This is a genomic window from Aminobacter sp. Piv2-1, from assembly GCF_037625995.1.
Lineage (GTDB): Bacteria > Pseudomonadota > Alphaproteobacteria > Rhizobiales > Rhizobiaceae > Aminobacter.
Genome location: NZ_JARKMU010000012.1, coordinates 111528 through 127336, shown reverse-complemented (window position 1 = coordinate 127336; position 15809 = coordinate 111528). Strand labels below are relative to the sequence as shown.

At 59.9% G+C, this 15809-nt stretch carries 12 protein-coding genes and 1 pseudogene; 3 read left to right on the top strand and 10 right to left on the bottom strand.

Going from position 1 to position 15809, the window contains the following annotated elements; genetic code table 11:
• Positions 1-6: 6 nt before the first annotated feature.
• Complete coding sequence (locus AmiPiv_RS24785; RefSeq protein WP_445206985.1) at positions 7-363, top strand: response regulator; 357 nt, start codon at positions 7-9, stop codon at positions 361-363.
• Positions 364-378: 15 nt separating this feature from the next.
• Here the strand turns inward: AmiPiv_RS24785 and dinB are convergent, their stop codons facing one another.
• Together dinB and AmiPiv_RS20605 are read right to left on the bottom strand one after the other, a co-directional pair.
• Complete coding sequence (gene dinB / locus AmiPiv_RS20610; protein WP_340040465.1) at positions 379-1500, bottom strand: DNA polymerase IV; 1122 nt, start codon at positions 1498-1500, stop codon at positions 379-381.
• 119 nt (positions 1501-1619) lie between these two features.
• A protein-coding gene (locus AmiPiv_RS20605; RefSeq protein ID WP_340040396.1) for an IS6 family transposase occupies positions 1620-2317 on the bottom strand; the annotation gives its coding sequence in 2 pieces (ribosomal slippage) (positions 1620-1930 and positions 1930-2317; 699 coding nt in all).
• A 31-nt stretch (positions 2318-2348) separates the two neighbouring features.
• Here AmiPiv_RS20605 and AmiPiv_RS20600 point away from each other — a divergent pair.
• A pseudogene (locus tag AmiPiv_RS20600) lies at positions 2349-2813 on the top strand (UbiD family decarboxylase); the annotation flags it as partial.
• On the top strand, positions 2813-3424 hold the full coding sequence (locus tag AmiPiv_RS20595; RefSeq protein WP_340040463.1) for a UbiX family flavin prenyltransferase: 612 nt from the start codon (positions 2813-2815) through the stop codon (positions 3422-3424). The pseudogene AmiPiv_RS20600 and the gene AmiPiv_RS20595, both read left to right, overlap by 1 nt.
• A 47-nt stretch (positions 3425-3471) precedes the next feature.
• Here AmiPiv_RS20595 and AmiPiv_RS20590 read toward each other — a convergent pair whose 3' ends face one another.
• Genes AmiPiv_RS20590 through AmiPiv_RS20555 form a run of 8 tightly spaced genes read right to left on the bottom strand, consistent with a single transcriptional unit; the run spans position 3472 to position 15567 of the window.
• Positions 3472-4065, bottom strand: coding sequence for a DUF2478 domain-containing protein (locus AmiPiv_RS20590; RefSeq protein WP_340040392.1), 594 nt, complete (start codon positions 4063-4065; stop codon positions 3472-3474).
• A gap of 15 nt (positions 4066-4080) precedes the next feature.
• Complete coding sequence (locus tag AmiPiv_RS20585) at positions 4081-5388, bottom strand: molybdopterin molybdotransferase MoeA (RefSeq protein ID WP_340040390.1); 1308 nt, start codon at positions 5386-5388, stop codon at positions 4081-4083.
• A complete protein-coding gene (locus AmiPiv_RS20580; protein WP_340040388.1) occupies positions 5361-6197 on the bottom strand; it encodes a peptidylprolyl isomerase in 837 nt (278 codons plus the stop codon). The genes AmiPiv_RS20585 and AmiPiv_RS20580 overlap by 28 nt, the downstream gene beginning before the upstream one ends.
• Positions 6194-6925, bottom strand: a complete 732-nt coding sequence (gene narI / locus AmiPiv_RS20575) for a respiratory nitrate reductase subunit gamma (RefSeq protein ID WP_340040386.1) — start codon at positions 6923-6925, stop codon at positions 6194-6196. The genes AmiPiv_RS20580 and narI overlap by 4 nt, the downstream gene beginning before the upstream one ends.
• Entirely contained in the window at positions 6922-7626 is a 705-nt protein-coding gene (gene narJ / locus AmiPiv_RS20570; RefSeq protein WP_340040384.1) for a nitrate reductase molybdenum cofactor assembly chaperone, read from the bottom strand. The genes narI and narJ overlap by 4 nt, the downstream gene beginning before the upstream one ends.
• A complete protein-coding gene (narH, locus tag AmiPiv_RS20565) occupies positions 7623-9143 on the bottom strand; it encodes a nitrate reductase subunit beta (protein WP_340040382.1) in 1521 nt (506 codons plus the stop codon). The genes narJ and narH overlap by 4 nt, the downstream gene beginning before the upstream one ends.
• A complete protein-coding gene (locus AmiPiv_RS20560) occupies positions 9140-12889 on the bottom strand; it encodes a nitrate reductase subunit alpha (protein ID WP_340040380.1) in 3750 nt (1249 codons plus the stop codon). The genes narH and AmiPiv_RS20560 overlap by 4 nt, the downstream gene beginning before the upstream one ends.
• A 17-nt stretch (positions 12890-12906) precedes the next feature.
• Positions 12907-15567: a nitrate/nitrite transporter gene (locus AmiPiv_RS20555; RefSeq protein ID WP_340040461.1), complete on the bottom strand. Its 2661-nt coding sequence runs from the start codon at positions 15565-15567 to the stop codon at positions 12907-12909.
• Positions 15568-15809: the final 242 nt, after the last annotated feature.

Below are 15809 nucleotides of genomic sequence, written 5' to 3'. Positions count from 1 at the left end.
GAGTTGATGCATTCGAGCGAGCATGTCGTGTTGGTTGTGGACGATCATCCTTTGATAAGCATGGATACGGCGGGCCTGGTCGTCTCCTGCGGATGCACGACGATCGAGGCGGTGAACGCCGATCACGTCGTTGCGTATCTTGAGAGACGGTCAGACATCAGATGTGTGCTTACCGATGTCGAGATGCCCGGTGGTATGGACGGCATCGGACTGGCTCAGCTCATTCGGACGCGATGGGCTGATATTGCTATCGTTGTCGTGAGTGGAAGGACGCTCATGGATTCAGAAGACCTGCCCGACGAGATACCGTTTCTAGCGAAGCTTTTGCGCCGTGGTTGTCTCCGACCCCACCTTAGAATCTGACAGTCTTGGTGCGTTTCAATCAATCAATCTGAGCTGAAGCTCCTCCCGCTCTGGCGGTATCGCTTGGAACCCGGAAACAGTTACACCTAGCAACCGGATGCCTTTGCTGATCGGAAACACCCCATCGAGAAGTGTGGCGGCCAGATCGATGAGATCGTTGCCGCCGGGCAATGCCTCGGCGATGGTCCTTGAACGTGTAACCTGCTGGAAGTCATTGTACTTGACTTTCACAGTGACCGTGCGTCCACGCGAACCCTTGGCTTCGCAAGTCTGCCAGACTTTCTGGGCGAGGCGCTTCAGTTCGGCCTGCGCGATCTTGATGTCGTAGATGTCCTCGGGAAACGTATCTTCTGTCCCGATGGACTTCCTTTCGCGGTTCGGTTGAACTGGTCTTTCATCAATTCCGCGCGAAATTTGATAATACCAGCTTCCTGATTTCCGGAAATGTTGCTGAAGGAAGTCGAGTGACTTCTCGCGCAGGTCGGCGCCAGTCAAAATACCCAGACGCTCCATCTTCGCGGCCGTCGCGGGCCCCACACCGTGGAATTTCCTGACCGGCAAGTCGGCGACGAATTGCGGCCCCCTGGTCGGTGTGATGACCGCCTGGCCATTCGGCTTGTTGAGGTCGCTCGCCATCTTTGCGAGGAATTTGCAATAAGAGATCCCGGCCGAGGCGTTGAGGCCGGTCACCTCCTTGATCCGAGTCCGGATCAGCGTCGCAATTTCGGTGGCAAGCCGAATGTTCTGCTTGTTATGCGTGACGTCGAGATAGGCCTCGTCGAGTGAGAGCGGCTCGACCCGGTCCGTGTGCTCCGCGAAGATTTTGCGGATTTGCGCGGAGACTGCGCGATAGACCTCGAAGCGCGGCTTGACGAATATGAGGTCTGGGCAGCGGCGTTTCGCGGTCATCGAGGGAAGCGCCGACCAAACCCCGAAGGCCCGCGCCTCGTAACTGGCCGCCGCCACGACGCCGCGTGCGGCCGATCCGCCGACGGCGACCGGCTTGCCTCTTAGCTCGGGATTGTCCCGCTGCTCGACGGAGGCGTAGTAGGCGTCCATGTCCACATGAAGAATCTTGCGGACGCGAGGCTCCGGCTCTTCTCCAGCACCGGCATTTCCAACCCTGCTCTCGCCCATCGTTTCGATTGTTCGGTTCGCCATAATCGAATCCGTCCTAGAGTGGAAGGTTATCCTTCGGTTTCGGGTTTTGTTGCAACGGCTGATTGGAAGTGCAAAGAGGGCCAGTCTGCGGCCAATTATGCGGCAAGAATTGTGAACTGCTCGGCCAGGGACGGATTTGGATTGAAGGCATATCTGGCCTGTCGCTTACGCATCATATGGACCATCTCGATGCCGGACAGGATGATCGCTGCTGATGCTGGTGATTTGAACCCAAGCATTGGCCGGACGCGGCGCTTGATACGTCGATGATCTTGCTCAATCCGGTTATTCAGATATTTGCTCTTACGGATTTCAATCGGCTTCAGCCGACGCCGGGAGCGATCCTGCAAGCGATTTGTGGTGTCACAGGAAACGATGGCCTCGTGGTTGGTTTGGCTGCCGTCGAAACGACGCGGTCAGGCCGGCCATGACGTGCCAGGGCTTTCCTGAAGAACTGCTTTGCTGACAGCAGGTCGCGCTGCTCGCTGAACCAGAATTCAACCGTATCGCCGACACTGTCGATGGCGCGATAAAGGTACATCCACTGACCACGGACCTTGATATAAGTCTCGTCGACATGCCATTTGCCAGTCACGCTTCGCTTGCGTCGGTTGAATCGCTCCAGCAATAGCGGTGCATAACGGATGGTCCAGCGGTGAATGGTCGTGTGATCGACAGAAATGCCGCGCTCGGCCATCATCTCTTCCAGATCACGCAGGCTCAGACTGTAGGCCAGGTACCAGCGCACGCAAAGCAGGATCACCGATTGGTCGAACTGGCGGCCCTTGAACATTCAATCCTCCGAAATATCACAGGATCTCCTTGCCACGGTGCCGGTATTCAAAACCTTGCAACAGAACCTGCCGCCGGAGGCCTGCTCCTATCGGATTGCCGTCATCGTCATCGCCAAGAGATATGCAGGGCAGGCGCGCCGCGTCATGATGGGCTTCTGGTCGCTGCTGCCCCAGTTTTCGATGACCAAGACGATCATCGTAGTGGATGACGATATTGATATCCGCTCATGGGACGATGTGATGTGGGCGCTTTCCACGCGCATGGACTCTTCGCGCGACCTGCTTCTGGTGGAGCGGACGCCCGTGGACCCGCTTGACTTTGCCTCGCCTCTGGAAGGATTGGGCGGCAAGATGGGCCTTGATGCCACCCGCAAGATCGGTGCCGAAACCAGTCGCGAATGGGGCGTCAAGCTGGCGATGGATGTCGCGATCACGGAGCGGGTCGCTGAGCGCTGGGGGGAATTCTTCCCCGAGCGACAGGAGCGCGCGCGATGATGGCGTCACGATTGATCGTCGGCGTTACCGGCGCGTCGGGTTCGGTGCTGGCATTCGAGACGCTGCGCCAGCTTCGCGCCACCGGTGTCGAGACGCATCTTGTGGTGACGGCCGGGGCGCGGATGACGATCGCCCACGAGATGGGCAGCGAAGGCCTTGCCCGATTGAGCCAGGCGGCGGCACATGTCCACTCGCCACGCAATCTCGCCGCACCCATAGCCAGCGGTTCGTTCCGCACCGCGGGCATGATTGTCGCGCCGTGCTCAATGCGCAGCCTGGCGGCCATGGCGCATGGGCTGGGCGACAACCTTTTGACCAGGGCCGCCGATGTGGTGCTGAAGGAAAAGCGCCGGCTGGTGGTGGCCCCGCGCGAAGCGCCGCTGCATGAAGGCCATCTCGAAGCCATGCTGAAACTGGCCCGCATGGGAGCCATTATCGCCCCGCCGGTACCGCCCTTCTATGCAAGGCCGACGACCATGGAGGATATGGTGCGCGAGATCGCGGCCCGGTTGCTGCAATGGGCGGGCATCGATCCCGGCGAGAGCATGACGCGCTGGGGTGGTGGTGAAATCGCAGTTGAGGACGGCCCTAACGCCGATTCTTCAGAATGACCCGGAACCCCGTATTTCATTCTGATGGCAAAGCGGTTGCACTATGATCAACGCTGGCCTGCGGCTGTCCGTTCTATTTCGGTGTGGTACTGGCGATCCTGAAAGTCTGCTCCGCTCGATGAGGCAAGGCACCAGTCCACGATGGTCTCGGCATCTGCCACTAATTCCGTGGCCATGCCGCCTGCGAACTCGAGGAAGGAAGGAAGGTTCAGCCCGTTGACGCCCACCAGAACCGGAAGGCCGCGCTCCAGAGCATCGGCGACCACCTCCGCGAGGCCCTTGCCCTCGGCTTCCTGCTTGCCGAACTTGTTGACCACCAGAAATTCCGCCTTTTCCAGCGAGCCTTCAACCCAAAGCACCGCCTGCTCCAGCACACCGGCGTCCAGCCGGCATCCGCGCGCCTCCGCTCCCCGGTCAACGCTGATGCGTACTGTCGGCCCGTCAGGCAGCAGGCGCAGGTCCATGTCGCATCGCGGCCGGTCGTCGCGGTCGATATTGGTCTGCACGGTTCCCGCCAGGGCCACGCCGTGCGCTTGGAGCCGCGCGACCACTTCGGCAAGCAGGAGGTCGATCAGCCCGCGGCCGCGCAAGGTTACGTATCCAAGCTTCATCGCGATTTCCTTTTTGCGTTTTTCGTCCATATCACGGCAGGCGCGTCATCCGTCAGGGAACGGCAGGAATTCCAACAGGTCGCCGCGCGCGACCCGGTCGGTCTCCGCAGGGATCAGCAGCAGGCCGTCCGTCTGCGCCAGCAGCGCCACCCGGTGCGAAACCTCCGAAGTGACAATCTCTACGCTTCTAGTTCCGTGACCGTCATGGCGGCCCAGCCGCGCCGGCAGGAATTCGCAGCGTCCCGGTCGCCTCGTCCTTTCAAAGCCGGCGCGCACAAGAATGCGGGAGGGGCCTGCCTCGGCGATTCCGGCCAATGCCTGCGCGATGCGTGCCCCGATCACGTGCCAGGTGACGAATGCCGAAACCGGATTGCCGGGCAAGCCGAGATAGAGCGCCGCGCCGATCCGCCCGATGACGAGAGGCTTGCCGGGCTTCATCGCCACCTTCATCACATGGATTTCGCCACCGGCGGCGCGCAGCACCGCAGGCATGTGATCCTCATCGCCCACCGAGACGCCGCCGGTGGTCACCACCATGTCGGCCAGAAGCGACGCCTGTTCCAGCGTCTGCCGCAGCAGGTCGGGCCGGTCGGGCACGACGCCCATGTCGACGGCCTCAATCCAAGGCAGGTCGAGAGCGCCCGCCAGATGATAGCGGTTGGCGTTCCAGATTTGCCCCGGTGCGAGCCGGATACCCGGTGCGCGCAGTTCGGAGCCGGTGCTGAAGAAGGCGATCCTGACCTGGCGTCTGACGACGACATCGCCGCAGCCGGCCGAGGCGAGCAGCGCCGCTGCACGCGGCCCGATGCGCCGCCCGGCCGGCAGCAATTCGGCTCCGCAAGACAGGTCCTCTCCGGCGCGCCTTATGTTCTCGCCGGGTTGAGGACGCCTCTCTATCTCGACAATATCCCCTTCCTGGCGCGTGAATTCCTGGATGACCACCGCGTCGCAGCCTGGCGGGATGGCCGCGCCGGTGAAGATACGCAGCGCCGCACCGGGCGAGACCGGCATATCGCCCGCATCACCGGCCGCCACGCGCCCGGCCACCGGCAAGCGCCATGGCCCGTCACCTGAAAAATCCGCAAGCCGGACTGCGTAGCCATCCATGGCAGAGTTGTCGAAGAGCGGAAGCGAGACGCCGGCCCGGACAGCCTGCGCCAGCACACGGCCATGCGCCTTATCGAGCGGCAGACGCTCCGTCTGCGCCACCGGTGCGGCGAGCGCCAACGCGCGACGAAGAGTTCCATCGACCGACAGCATCGCGCCCGGCTCCACCTTGGCTTCACCTCCGCAATAAAATGGCTCGCTCAAGGCGGGGGAGGGGGTCATGCTGGTTGTTTCGCTTCCATCCATGATGTTTCGACAAGATCGATGCCCGTCACCTTCGCCCGCGCCACCAGTTCGCCGACATAGGCGCGGCTGGCGCGTACCCATTCGGCCTTTTCCTGCGCCTCGCGCAGATGCGGCAGCACGGCCGGGAAAGGCAGCACCTCGCCGCGCACTCTCGCATCCAGCCGGATCAGATGGAAGCCGTAGCGGCTTTCAAGCGGAGTTTGCGAGATCGTTCCTTCCTCCATCACGGAAAGTGCGGCCTCAAATTCAGGCACTGTGTCACCGGAGGCCATCTGGCCCAACAGGCCGCCATTTTCGCGTGAGGGACAGGCGCTGAACTGTTTGGCCAGTGCGGCAAAGCGCCGTGGATCGCGTTTCAATTCAGCCAGAACCGCATCGGCCTGCTGGCGCGCCAGAAGCCGGTTGGCGCTATCATCGGGGCCGGCCGCAAACAGGATATGGGCAGCCTCAAATAGCGATGGCCCATGAAACCGCTCTGGCGAACCTTCATAGATAGCGCGCAATCCGGCTTCGTCAGGCTGCGCTGCCGGGATCGCCTGTTCCAGAAGCTGACGGATCAGCGCTTCATCGTCTGTCTCCCATTTACCTTCTTCCAGTTCGACCGGGTCGGCGGTGATATTTTGCGCCCGCGCCTCCTGCAACAGCGCCTCGCGCAGCACCAGCGCCTTTGCCGCCGCCTGCCAGGCCATGCCGGGCTTCCCCTTCGGCGCTGGATGGTTCTGCGCTTCCGCCGCAATCGCTTCAGGCGCTATGGTGACGCCATTGACGGTGACGGGAGCCGGGCGATTGGTCAGATCAAGAACTCTCATTTGCCCGGCTCCACATAGGGCAATGGCTGCAAGCCACTTCGCGCCGGCTTGGCGCCACGGCGTGAGCGCACGATCTGATAGCCCGGCCGCCACAGATAACGCACTGGCGCCGAGAAAATGTGCACCAGCCTTGTGAAAGGAAACAGCAGGAAGATCGTCAGGCCAAGGAAGATATGCGCCTTGAACAGCCAGTGGACGCCAATCAGATAATTGGCGGCGTCGGGGCGCAAATAGATGATGCCCTGCGCCCAGTTCATCAGCCGGATCATTTCCGAGCCATCGAGATGGTTGAGCGAGACGAGGATCGAAGCCAGCCCCAGCACAAGCTGGACCATCAACAGCACCATGATGCCGGTGTCGGCCAGTGTCGAATTGGCCCGGATACGCGGATCAAACAGCCGCCGGTGCAGCAACAGCCATCCACCAACCAGCGCCATCAGGCCAGCCACACCGCCAAGCCCGATCGCCATCCATTGCTTGGCTCCATGGCTGACGCCAAGAAAGTCGAAAATCTGGATCGGTGTCAAAAGCCCGACCAGATGCCCGGCAAAGATCGCCAGAATGCCGACATGAAACAGCACCGAACCGGCAACGAATTGCCGCTTGCGCAGGATCTGGCTTGATTTTGATTTCCACGTAAAGGGATCGCGGTCATAGCGGATGATGCTGACGGCGAACATCACCGTGATGGCGATATAGGGATAGATGCCAAAGACAATATAATTCATGTCAGCCTCCCATTTTGCTGCGGTGTTGATGCTGCTGCCGGGTCCATGCGGGCGAGGATGTCACGGCTGATCGGGCAGCCCGCATTCGGATCAGGACCGAAGGTGACCTGCGCCTCCTCCCAGACGGCGTCAAGTGCGGCCAGATCTTCCGGGTTGTCATCATCCTGCGCCAGCAGCGCCTGCGCTTCTTCGCTGGCGGCGTCGGCGGCGGCAACGGCTACGAGTGCTTCCAGCACGGCGGCATAGACACTTTCGCGGCGGTTGAGCCGCTCGGCCAGCGCCAGAATGATGTGCCCGGCATCGCTTAAAATAGCGCGTGCATCCGCAACCGGCTGGGTCGACAAGAATTCGAGCAGCACCGGCAGATGGTCGGGCAGTTCGCTGCCGATCAGGTCAAAGCCACCGGCGCGATAGGTTTCCAGAAGATCAACCATCGCCCCGCCGCGGTCACGACTTTCGCCGTGGATGTGCTCAAACAGATTGAGCGACAAGGTGCGCGAGCGATCAAACAACAGCACATAACGCTCTTGCAGATCGTAAATATCACTAGTGGCAAGCGAGACAAGCAGCGGCTCCAGCGCGGTCACACTGGTGCTTGACAACAACCCCTCGCCCAGCACGTCTCTGATAGCCGGAATTGCTTCCTGAAGATCATCGCCCGGATAGGTCAGCAGGGCGGACAGCGCCTTGAAGGTCTTCATGCGATGAACTCCTGCGGGCTGCGGAATTTTTTACCGCTGAACAGCGACTGCCCCGAATGGCCGGACGAACAGCCATTGCCATCGGTGAAACCGCAACCGCTTTTCAGATCATAGGCGTCCTCGACCAGTTCGCGATGGGTGGTCGGGATGACAAAGCGGTCTTCATAATTGGCGATGGCGAGCAACTGATACATCTCGTCAATCTGCAATGGTGTGAGGCCAACCCGCTTGGCGACACCGAGATTGACGACACCATCGACTGTTTTCGAGCGCATATAAGAGCGCATGGCCAACATCCGCTCCAGCGCCGAGACGATGGGCGCTTCATCGCCAGCGGTAAGCATGTTGGCGAGATAACGCACCGGGATGCGCAAGGAGCGCACATCCGGCATGTCGTCCTGCGCGGCGATCCGGCCTGCTTCCGCGGCATTCTGGATCGGCGACAAAGGCGGCACATACCAGACCATCGGCAGGGTGCGATATTCAGGATGCAGCGGGAAGGCGATCTTCCATTCCATCGCCATTTTCCAGATCGGCGAAGCCTGCGCGCCCTTGATCCAGTCTTCGGGAATGCCGGCGGCACGCGCTTGCGCAATCACTTCCGGGTCGTTGGGATCGAGGAAAACGCCAAGCTGGGCGTCATACAAATCCTGCTCGTTTTCGACGCTGGCAGCCTCGGCGATCTTGTCGGCGTCATAAAGCATGACTCCGAGATAGCGGATGCGTCCGACACAGGTTTCTGAACACACCGTCGGCTGGCCGCTTTCCAGACGCGGATAGCACAGGGTGCATTTTTCGGATTTGCCAGTCGACCAGTTGTAATAGATTTTCTTGTACGGACAGCCCGAAACGCACATGCGCCAGCCGCGGCATTTTTCCTGATCGATCAGCACCACGCCGTCATCTTCGCGCTTGTAGATCGCGCCCGAAGGGCAGGCCGCAACACAGGTCGGGTTGAGGCAGTGTTCGCACAATCTCGGCAGATACATCATGAAGGTATTTTCGTACTGGCCGTAAATTTCCTTCTGGATGCCCTCAAAATTATAGTCCTTCGAGCGCTTCTCGAACTCGCCGCCAAGGATTTCCTCCCAGTTCGGCCCCCATTCGATCTTTTCCATACGCTCGCCCGAAATCTTCGAGCGCGGGCGGGCCGTCGGAAACGCCTGCATCTCCGGCGCGGATTTCAGATGGTCGTAATCATAGTCAAACGGCTCGTAGAAATCGTCGATCTCGGGCAGGTCGGGATTGGCGAAGATATTCGCCAGGATACGCCATTTGCTGCCTTGCTTCGGTTGCAGCGCGCCTTTCCTCGTCCGCGTCCAGCCGCCATTCCAGCGCTTCTGGTTCTCCCAGTCCTTTGGATAGCCGATGCCCGGCTTGGTCTCGACATTGTTGAACCAGGCGTATTCGACGCCCTCGCGGCTCGTCCACACATTCTTGCAGGTGACGGAGCAGGTATGACAGCCGATACATTTATCGAGATTGAGCACCATGCCGATCTGAGCACGTATTTTCATTCCGCTGCCTCCGGTGACTGGGTTGCGGGCTGGTCGAGCCAGTCGACCTTCGACAATTTGCGCAGGATGACGAATTCGTCGCGGTTGGAACCGACCGTGCCGTAATAGTTGAAACCATAGGCCAGTTGGGCGTAGCCGCCGATCATATGGGTCGGTTTCAGCACGGTGCGGGTGACGGAATTGTGGATGCCGCCGCGCTTGCCGGTGATCTGGCTGCCCGGCGTGTTCACGATCTTTTCCTGCGCGTGATACATGAACATCGAGCCTTCCTTCATCCGCTGGCTGACCACCACGCGCGCGGTGATGACGCCATTGATGTTGAAGACTTCAACCCAGTCATTGTCGACCAGACCGGCTTTTTGAGCGTCAATTTCAGAAATCCACACCACTGGCCCGCCGCGGTTCAGCGTCAGCATTAAAAGATTGTCGGTATAGGTCGAATGGATGCCCCATTTCTGGTGGGGGGTGAGGAAGTTCAGCACCACATGCTTCTCACCTTCTGCCAGTGAACGGCGCGCTTCAGCCCCGACGGTTTTCAGATCAAGCGGTGGTCGCCATGTCACGAACCCCTCGCCAAAGGCGCGCATCCACTCATGGTCCTGATAAAGCTGCTGACGGCCAGTGACCGTGCGCCAGGGGATCAGCTCATGCACATTGGTCCAGCCGGCATTATAGGAGACATCCTCGCTTTCAATGCCTGACCATGTCGGCGACGAGATGATCTTGCGCGGCTGGGCGGCAATGTCGCGGAAGCGGATTTTTTCATCTTCCTTGACTTCTGCCAGATGGCGATGGTTGCGGCCCGTCGCCTTTTCCAGCGCCTCCCATGCCTTGACTGCGACCTCGCCATTGGTTTCAGGCGCCAGCATCAGGATCATTTCAGCGGCATCAATTGCCGTATCAAGCCGCGCCAGCCCTTTGGTCGCACCCTCATCGGTGACAGTGCCGTTCAGCGCCTTCAGATGATGGATTTCTGTCTTGGTGTCCCAGGCAATGCCCTTGCCGCCATTGCCGATCTTTTCCATCAACGGCCCGATGGAGGTAAAGCGCTTGTAAAGATTGGGGTAATCGCGCTCGACTGCAATATAGTTTGGCGCCGTCTCGCCGGGGATCAGTTCGCACTGGCCCTGTTTCCAGTCGGCCACCACGCTTTGCGCCAGTTCGCCGGGGCTGTCATGCTGCAAGGGTAATTGCACCACATCGGCCTCGACGCCGAGAATTTCCGGCGCGACTTCGGAGAATTTCTTCGCAATCGCCTTGAAGATTTCCCAGTCGCTCTTCGATTCATAGGCCGGGTCGATGGCAGCCTGTAGCGGATGAATGAAGGGATGCATGTCGGACGTGTTCAGATCGTCCTTTTCATACCAGCTTGCCGTTGGCAGTACGATGTCGGCATAGACCGCCGTGGTCGACATGCGAAAATCGATGGTGACGAGAAGATCGAGTTTTCCTTCCGGTGCCTCTTCGTGCCAGACGGCCTCAACCGGCTTCATGCCGCCCTCGGCACCCAGATCCTTGCCCTGCACACCATGATCGGTGCCGAGCAAATATTTCAGGAAATATTCATGCCCCTTGCCGGATGAACCGAGCAGATTGGAGCGCCAGACAAACAGATTGCGCGGCCAGTTTTCCGGCGCATCCGGGTCTTCGCAGGACATCTGCAAGGCGCCTGATTTCAGACCATCTGCGACGTAATCCTGAACATCGACACCGGCATTTTGCGCCGCTTTTGCCACCTCCAGCGGATTGGTTTTCAATTGCGGCGCAGAAGGCAGCCAGCCCATGCGCTCGGCGCGGATATTATAGTCGATCAGGCTGAGCCTGGCCCAGTCGCCTGCCGGCGCGGTCGGCGACAGAATGTCGGCGGCGCTCACCGTTTCGTAGCGCCACTGGCCGGTATGGGCGTAAAAGGCGCTGGTCGAGTTCATGTGGCGCGGCGGGCGCGCCCAGTCGAGCGCGAAGGCCAGCGGCGTCCAGCCGGTTTGCGGCCGCAGCTTTTCCTGCCCCACATAATGCGCCCAGCCGCCGCCCGACTGGCCGACACAACCGCACATCACCAGCATGTTGATGACGGCGCGGTAGTTCATGTCCATGTTGAACCAGTGGTTCATACCAGCACCGATAATGACCATTGAACGGCCATTGGTCTTTTCGGCATTGGCAGCAAATTCGCGGGCAACCTGAATGATCTTGTCGCGCCGCACCCCGGTAATGTGCTCGGCCCATGCGGGTGTGAAAGGCACATCGGCATCATAATCTGCCGCGACATGCTCGCCGCCAAGGCCACGATCAAGGCTGTAATTGGCGCATAAAAGGTCGAAGACGGTGGCGACCAGCACGTCCTTGCCATCGGCCAGCTGCAGCTTTTTCACCGGCACCTTGCGGGTGAGGATTTCGCCACGGTCATCGACCTGAAACCCATTGCTGGCGGCACCGCCAAAAAAGGGAAAGTCGACGCTGGCAACTTCGTCATGATCCTGATCGAGGATCAGGCTGAGTCTCAGTTCAACATCTTCCTTGCCAGCCTTCTGCTCAAGGTTCCATTTGCCCTTCTCGCCCCAGCGAAAGCCGATCGAGCCATTTGGCACGACAATCTTGCCTGTTGCCTCATCGATGCCGACTGTCTTCCAGTCAGGATTGTTTTCCTCGCCAAGCTGATCGGCAAAATCAGCAGCACGCAATTGCCTTCCCGGCACCAGCCGCCCGCCCTGCCGGTCAAGGCGCACCAGCATTGGCATGTCGGAATATTTGCGGCAGTAATCTTCAAAATAAGGCACCTGCCGGTCGAGATGAAATTCGCGCAAGATGACATGGCCGAATGCCATGCCAAGTGCCGCATCGGTGCCTTGCTTGGCATTCAGCCAGATGTCACCGAATTTGGCAGCTTCCGAATAATCCGGGCAGATGACGGCGCTTTTGGTGCCCTTATAGCGGGCTTCGGTGTAAAAATGCGCATCCGGCGTGCGCGTCTGCGGCACGTTGGAACCCCAGATCAGCAGATAGCCGGAATTATACCAGTCGGCAGATTCCGGCACGTCGGTCTGTTCGCCCCATGTCTGGGGGCTGGCCGGCGGCAGATCGCAATACCAGTCGTAAAATGACATGCAGGTGCCGCCCAGCAGCGACAGATAGCGCGTGCCGGCGGCATAGGAAATCATCGACATCGCCGGGATCGGCGAGAAGCCGAATACCCGGTCGGGACCATATTTCTTCGTCGTATAGGCATTGGCCGCGGCGACGATCTCGGTCGCCTCATCCCAGCTGGCGCGCACAAAGCCGCCCTTGCCGCGAATGCGCGTATAGCTTTCACGCGCTGCCGGGTCGTTCTGGATCGCCGTCCAGGCTTGAATCGGGCTCATTGTCTGGCGCTTTTCACGCCACAGCCGCATCAGCCGGCCACGAATGAGCGGGGTTTTCACCCGGTTGGCGCTGTAGAGATACCAGCTATAGGACGCGCCACGGGCGCAGCCGCGCGGCTCGTGATCTGGCAGGTCGGGGCGTGTGCGCGGATAGTCGGTCTGCTGCGTTTCCCATGTCACAATGCCGGATTTGACATAGATCTTCCATGAGCAGGAGCCGGTGCAATTGACGCCATGGGTTGAGCGCACGATTTTATCATGCTGCCAGCGGCGGCGATAGACATCTTCCCAGTCGCGATTTTCAATTGTCGTCTGGCCGTGACCATCGGCAAAAGTATCCTTGCGCAATGATGTCAGGAAGTTCAGTCGATCCAGCAGATGGCTCATCTTTGGTCTCCCAAGGTCTATTCGGCAGGAATGGCGGCAGGCATCGCCCGGCGACCACGTTCGATTTCATGCAACAGGCCGCCGGGGCGGGTATAAACCGCCCAGGTGACGACCAGACACAGGACGTAAAAGGCAAGGAAAGCCCACAAGGCAGCCAGCGGTGCGCCGGTCAGGTCGATTGAGGTACCATAGGCTTTCGGGATGAAAAAGCCGCCATAGCCGCCAATGGCGCTGGTGAAGGCAACGATGGCGGCGGCCTCACGCTCGGATTGGCGGCGCTGATCGTCGGCGCTTTGCTCCGGGTAAAACCGGGCAATTTCCTTGCGCATGATGACCGGGATCATCTGGAAGGTGGAGGAGTTGCCAATGCCGGTGAAGAAAAACAGCGCCATGAAACCGGCAAAGAACAGGGCAAAGGACGTCGTTTGCAGCCCCCAGATCACCACCAGAACCGAGGCAATCATGCCGACAAACACCCAGAAGGTAACGCGGCCGCCACCGACCCTGTCGGCCAGCCAGCCACTGCCGGCGCGGCTTAATGCCCCGATCAACGGCCCGAGAAAGACGAATTTCAGTGCATTGACTTCGGGGAAGGCCAGACCCGACAGCAGCGGAAAGCCTGCCGAATAGCCGATGAAAGAGCCAAAGGTGCCGACATAAAGCAGGCACATCACCCAGTTCTGGGTGCGGGTGAAAATCACTGCCTGTTCGCGAAAGCTCGCACGCGCATCGGCCAGATCATTCATGCCAAGCCATGCCAGCGCCGTCGAGGCGATGATGAAAGGCACCCAGATGAAGCCGGCATTCTGCATCCAGATCTGGCCGCCATCGGGCAGAATTTGCGGCGCACCGCCAAGCGCGCCAAACACGCCGGCGGTGATGACCAACGGCACCAGAAACTGCATGACCGAGACGCCAAGATTGCCAAGGCCCGCATTCAGCGCCATGGCATTGCCCTTTTCCGCACGCGGGAAAAAGAAGCTGATATTGGCCATGGAGGAGGCAAAATTGCCGCCGCCAAAACCGCAAAGCAGCGCCAGAACGATGAAAATCAGATAGGGCGTGGTCGGGCCCTGCACCGCATAGCCAATGCCAATGGCCGGGATCAGCAGCGAGGCGGTTGAAAGTGTCGTCCACAGCCTGCCGCCGAAGATCGGCACCATGAAGCTGTAGAAAATGCGCAATGTTGCACCGGAAAGTGCTGGCAGGGCGGCAAGCCAGAACAGCTGGTCCTGCGTGAAAGCAAAGCCGATTACCGGCAGTTGCGACACCACCACCGACCACACCATCCAGACGGCAAAGGCCAGCAGAAGAGCCGGGATTGAAATCCACAGATTGCGTCTGGCGATCTGCCTGCCTCTATCGTTCCAGAATTGCGGGTCTTCCGGGCGCCAGTCTTCGATCACCCGCGGCATTATTGTACGGTCGGGATCATGCACTTCCGCCAATTCAGGGAAGTTCGGCAGCCGGTCGAGCGCTTCGCCATGCGCCTGCCGTTCCATGGCGCGGATCGAAAAATGCATCCAGCCAAGCGACACGGCGACGATCAGGAGCAGCAGCACGAAGGCCGAGGTCCAGATGCCCGTCACGTCGAGCAGGGCGCCGAAGATTATGGGCAGGACGAAGCCGCCCAACCCGCCAATCATGCCGACGAGGCCGCCGACCGAGCCGACATGGTTGGGATAATAGATCGGAATATGCCGGAAGACCGCCGCCTTGCCGAGGCTCATGAAGAAGCCCAGCCCGAACAGGGCGGCGACGAAGGGCCACAGCCCCATTTCGGTCGAAAATGCGATCGGGCCGTGTCTGCCGCGGATCACGTAGTCCGTCGGCGGATAGGACAGCATGAACAGGAAGAGAGCCGAAAAGCCGAGCGTCCAGTACATGACGGAGCGAGCGCCGAAACGATCAGACAGCATCCCGCCATAGGCGCGGAAGACACTGGCCGAAAGACTGAAGATCGCGGCCGCGAAGCCGGCCGTGCGCACGTCCACGCCATAGACCTGCACCAGATAGTAAGGCAGCCACAGCGCCAAAGCGACGAAGCCGCCGAACACGAAGAAATAATAGAGCGAGAAGCGCCAGACCTGGAGCTTCTTCAACGGTGCGAACTGCTCGGCAAGGCTCGGCGCGGTGACCCCTTGCGCGCGCCGGGCGGTAAAGTCCGGATCGTCCTTGGCCAGAAGGTAGAACAGAACCCCCATGCCAGCGATGACCGCCGCCCATATCTCGGCGACCCCCTGCCAGCCCCAGGCGACCAGCGCGAATGGCGCAAGGAACGTCGTGACCGCCGCGCCGACATTGCCCATGCCGAATACGCCCAGCGCGGTTCCCTGCCGCGCCTGCGGATACCATTTGGTGACATAGGCGACACCGATGATGAAGGAGCCGCCGGCAAGACCCACGCCAAGCGCGGCCAGGAGGAAGGTGAAATAGCTGTCGGCGAATGTCATCGCGAAGGTCGCGAGCCCGGTCAGGATCATCTGCGCCGAAAACACCAGCCGCCCGCCATAGCGTTCGGTCCAGACGCCAAGGATCAGCCTGACGATCGAGCCGGTCAGCACCGGGGTCGCGATCAGAACGCCGTATTCGAACTCGGAAAGCCCCAGATCATCCTTGATCGACAGGCCAATGATGGAAAAGATCGTCCAGACGGCAAAGCACAAGGTGAAGGCGATGGTGCTGAGCCAGAGTGCTCTTTGCTGGTCGCTGCGGCTTGGCATCATGTGACCCGTCATGGCTGGGCCGCGGGAATTATTCCGTTGGCTGGCTGGATTGGTACACGCTCAAGGGAACATATAGAATAACAACACGTCATTGATGCAGATCAAGTGAAATCTGCCTTTTGTGTCTTTATTATCTGAAATCAATCTAAATCGCTTATTATACTGTTATTTAGAAAATATGAATATAGGTAAAA

Bases quoted from the DNA above. Each gene is read 5' to 3' on its own strand.
- AmiPiv_RS20590 (WP_340040392.1), bottom strand. From the start codon at position 4,065: ATGGACGAAAAACGCAAAAAGGAAATCGCGATGAAGCTTGGATACGTA.
- AmiPiv_RS20595 (WP_340040463.1), top strand. From the start codon at position 2,813: ATGGCGTCACGATTGATCGTCGGCGTTACCGGCGCGTCGGGTTCGGTG.
- AmiPiv_RS20585 (WP_340040390.1), bottom strand. From the start codon at position 5,388: ATGGATGGAAGCGAAACAACCAGCATGACCCCCTCCCCCGCCTTGAGC.
- dinB (WP_340040465.1), bottom strand. From the start codon at position 1,500: ATGGGCGAGAGCAGGGTTGGAAATGCCGGTGCTGGAGAAGAGCCGGAG.
- AmiPiv_RS20560 (WP_340040380.1), bottom strand. From the start codon at position 12,889: ATGAGCCATCTGCTGGATCGACTGAACTTCCTGACATCATTGCGCAAG.
- AmiPiv_RS20580 (WP_340040388.1), bottom strand. From the start codon at position 6,197: ATGAGAGTTCTTGATCTGACCAATCGCCCGGCTCCCGTCACCGTCAAT.
- narH (WP_340040382.1), bottom strand. From the start codon at position 9,143: ATGAAAATACGTGCTCAGATCGGCATGGTGCTCAATCTCGATAAATGT.
- narJ (WP_340040384.1), bottom strand. From the start codon at position 7,626: ATGAAGACCTTCAAGGCGCTGTCCGCCCTGCTGACCTATCCGGGCGAT.
- narI (WP_340040386.1), bottom strand. From the start codon at position 6,925: ATGAATTATATTGTCTTTGGCATCTATCCCTATATCGCCATCACGGTG.
- AmiPiv_RS24785 (WP_445206985.1), top strand. From the start codon at position 7: ATGCATTCGAGCGAGCATGTCGTGTTGGTTGTGGACGATCATCCTTTG.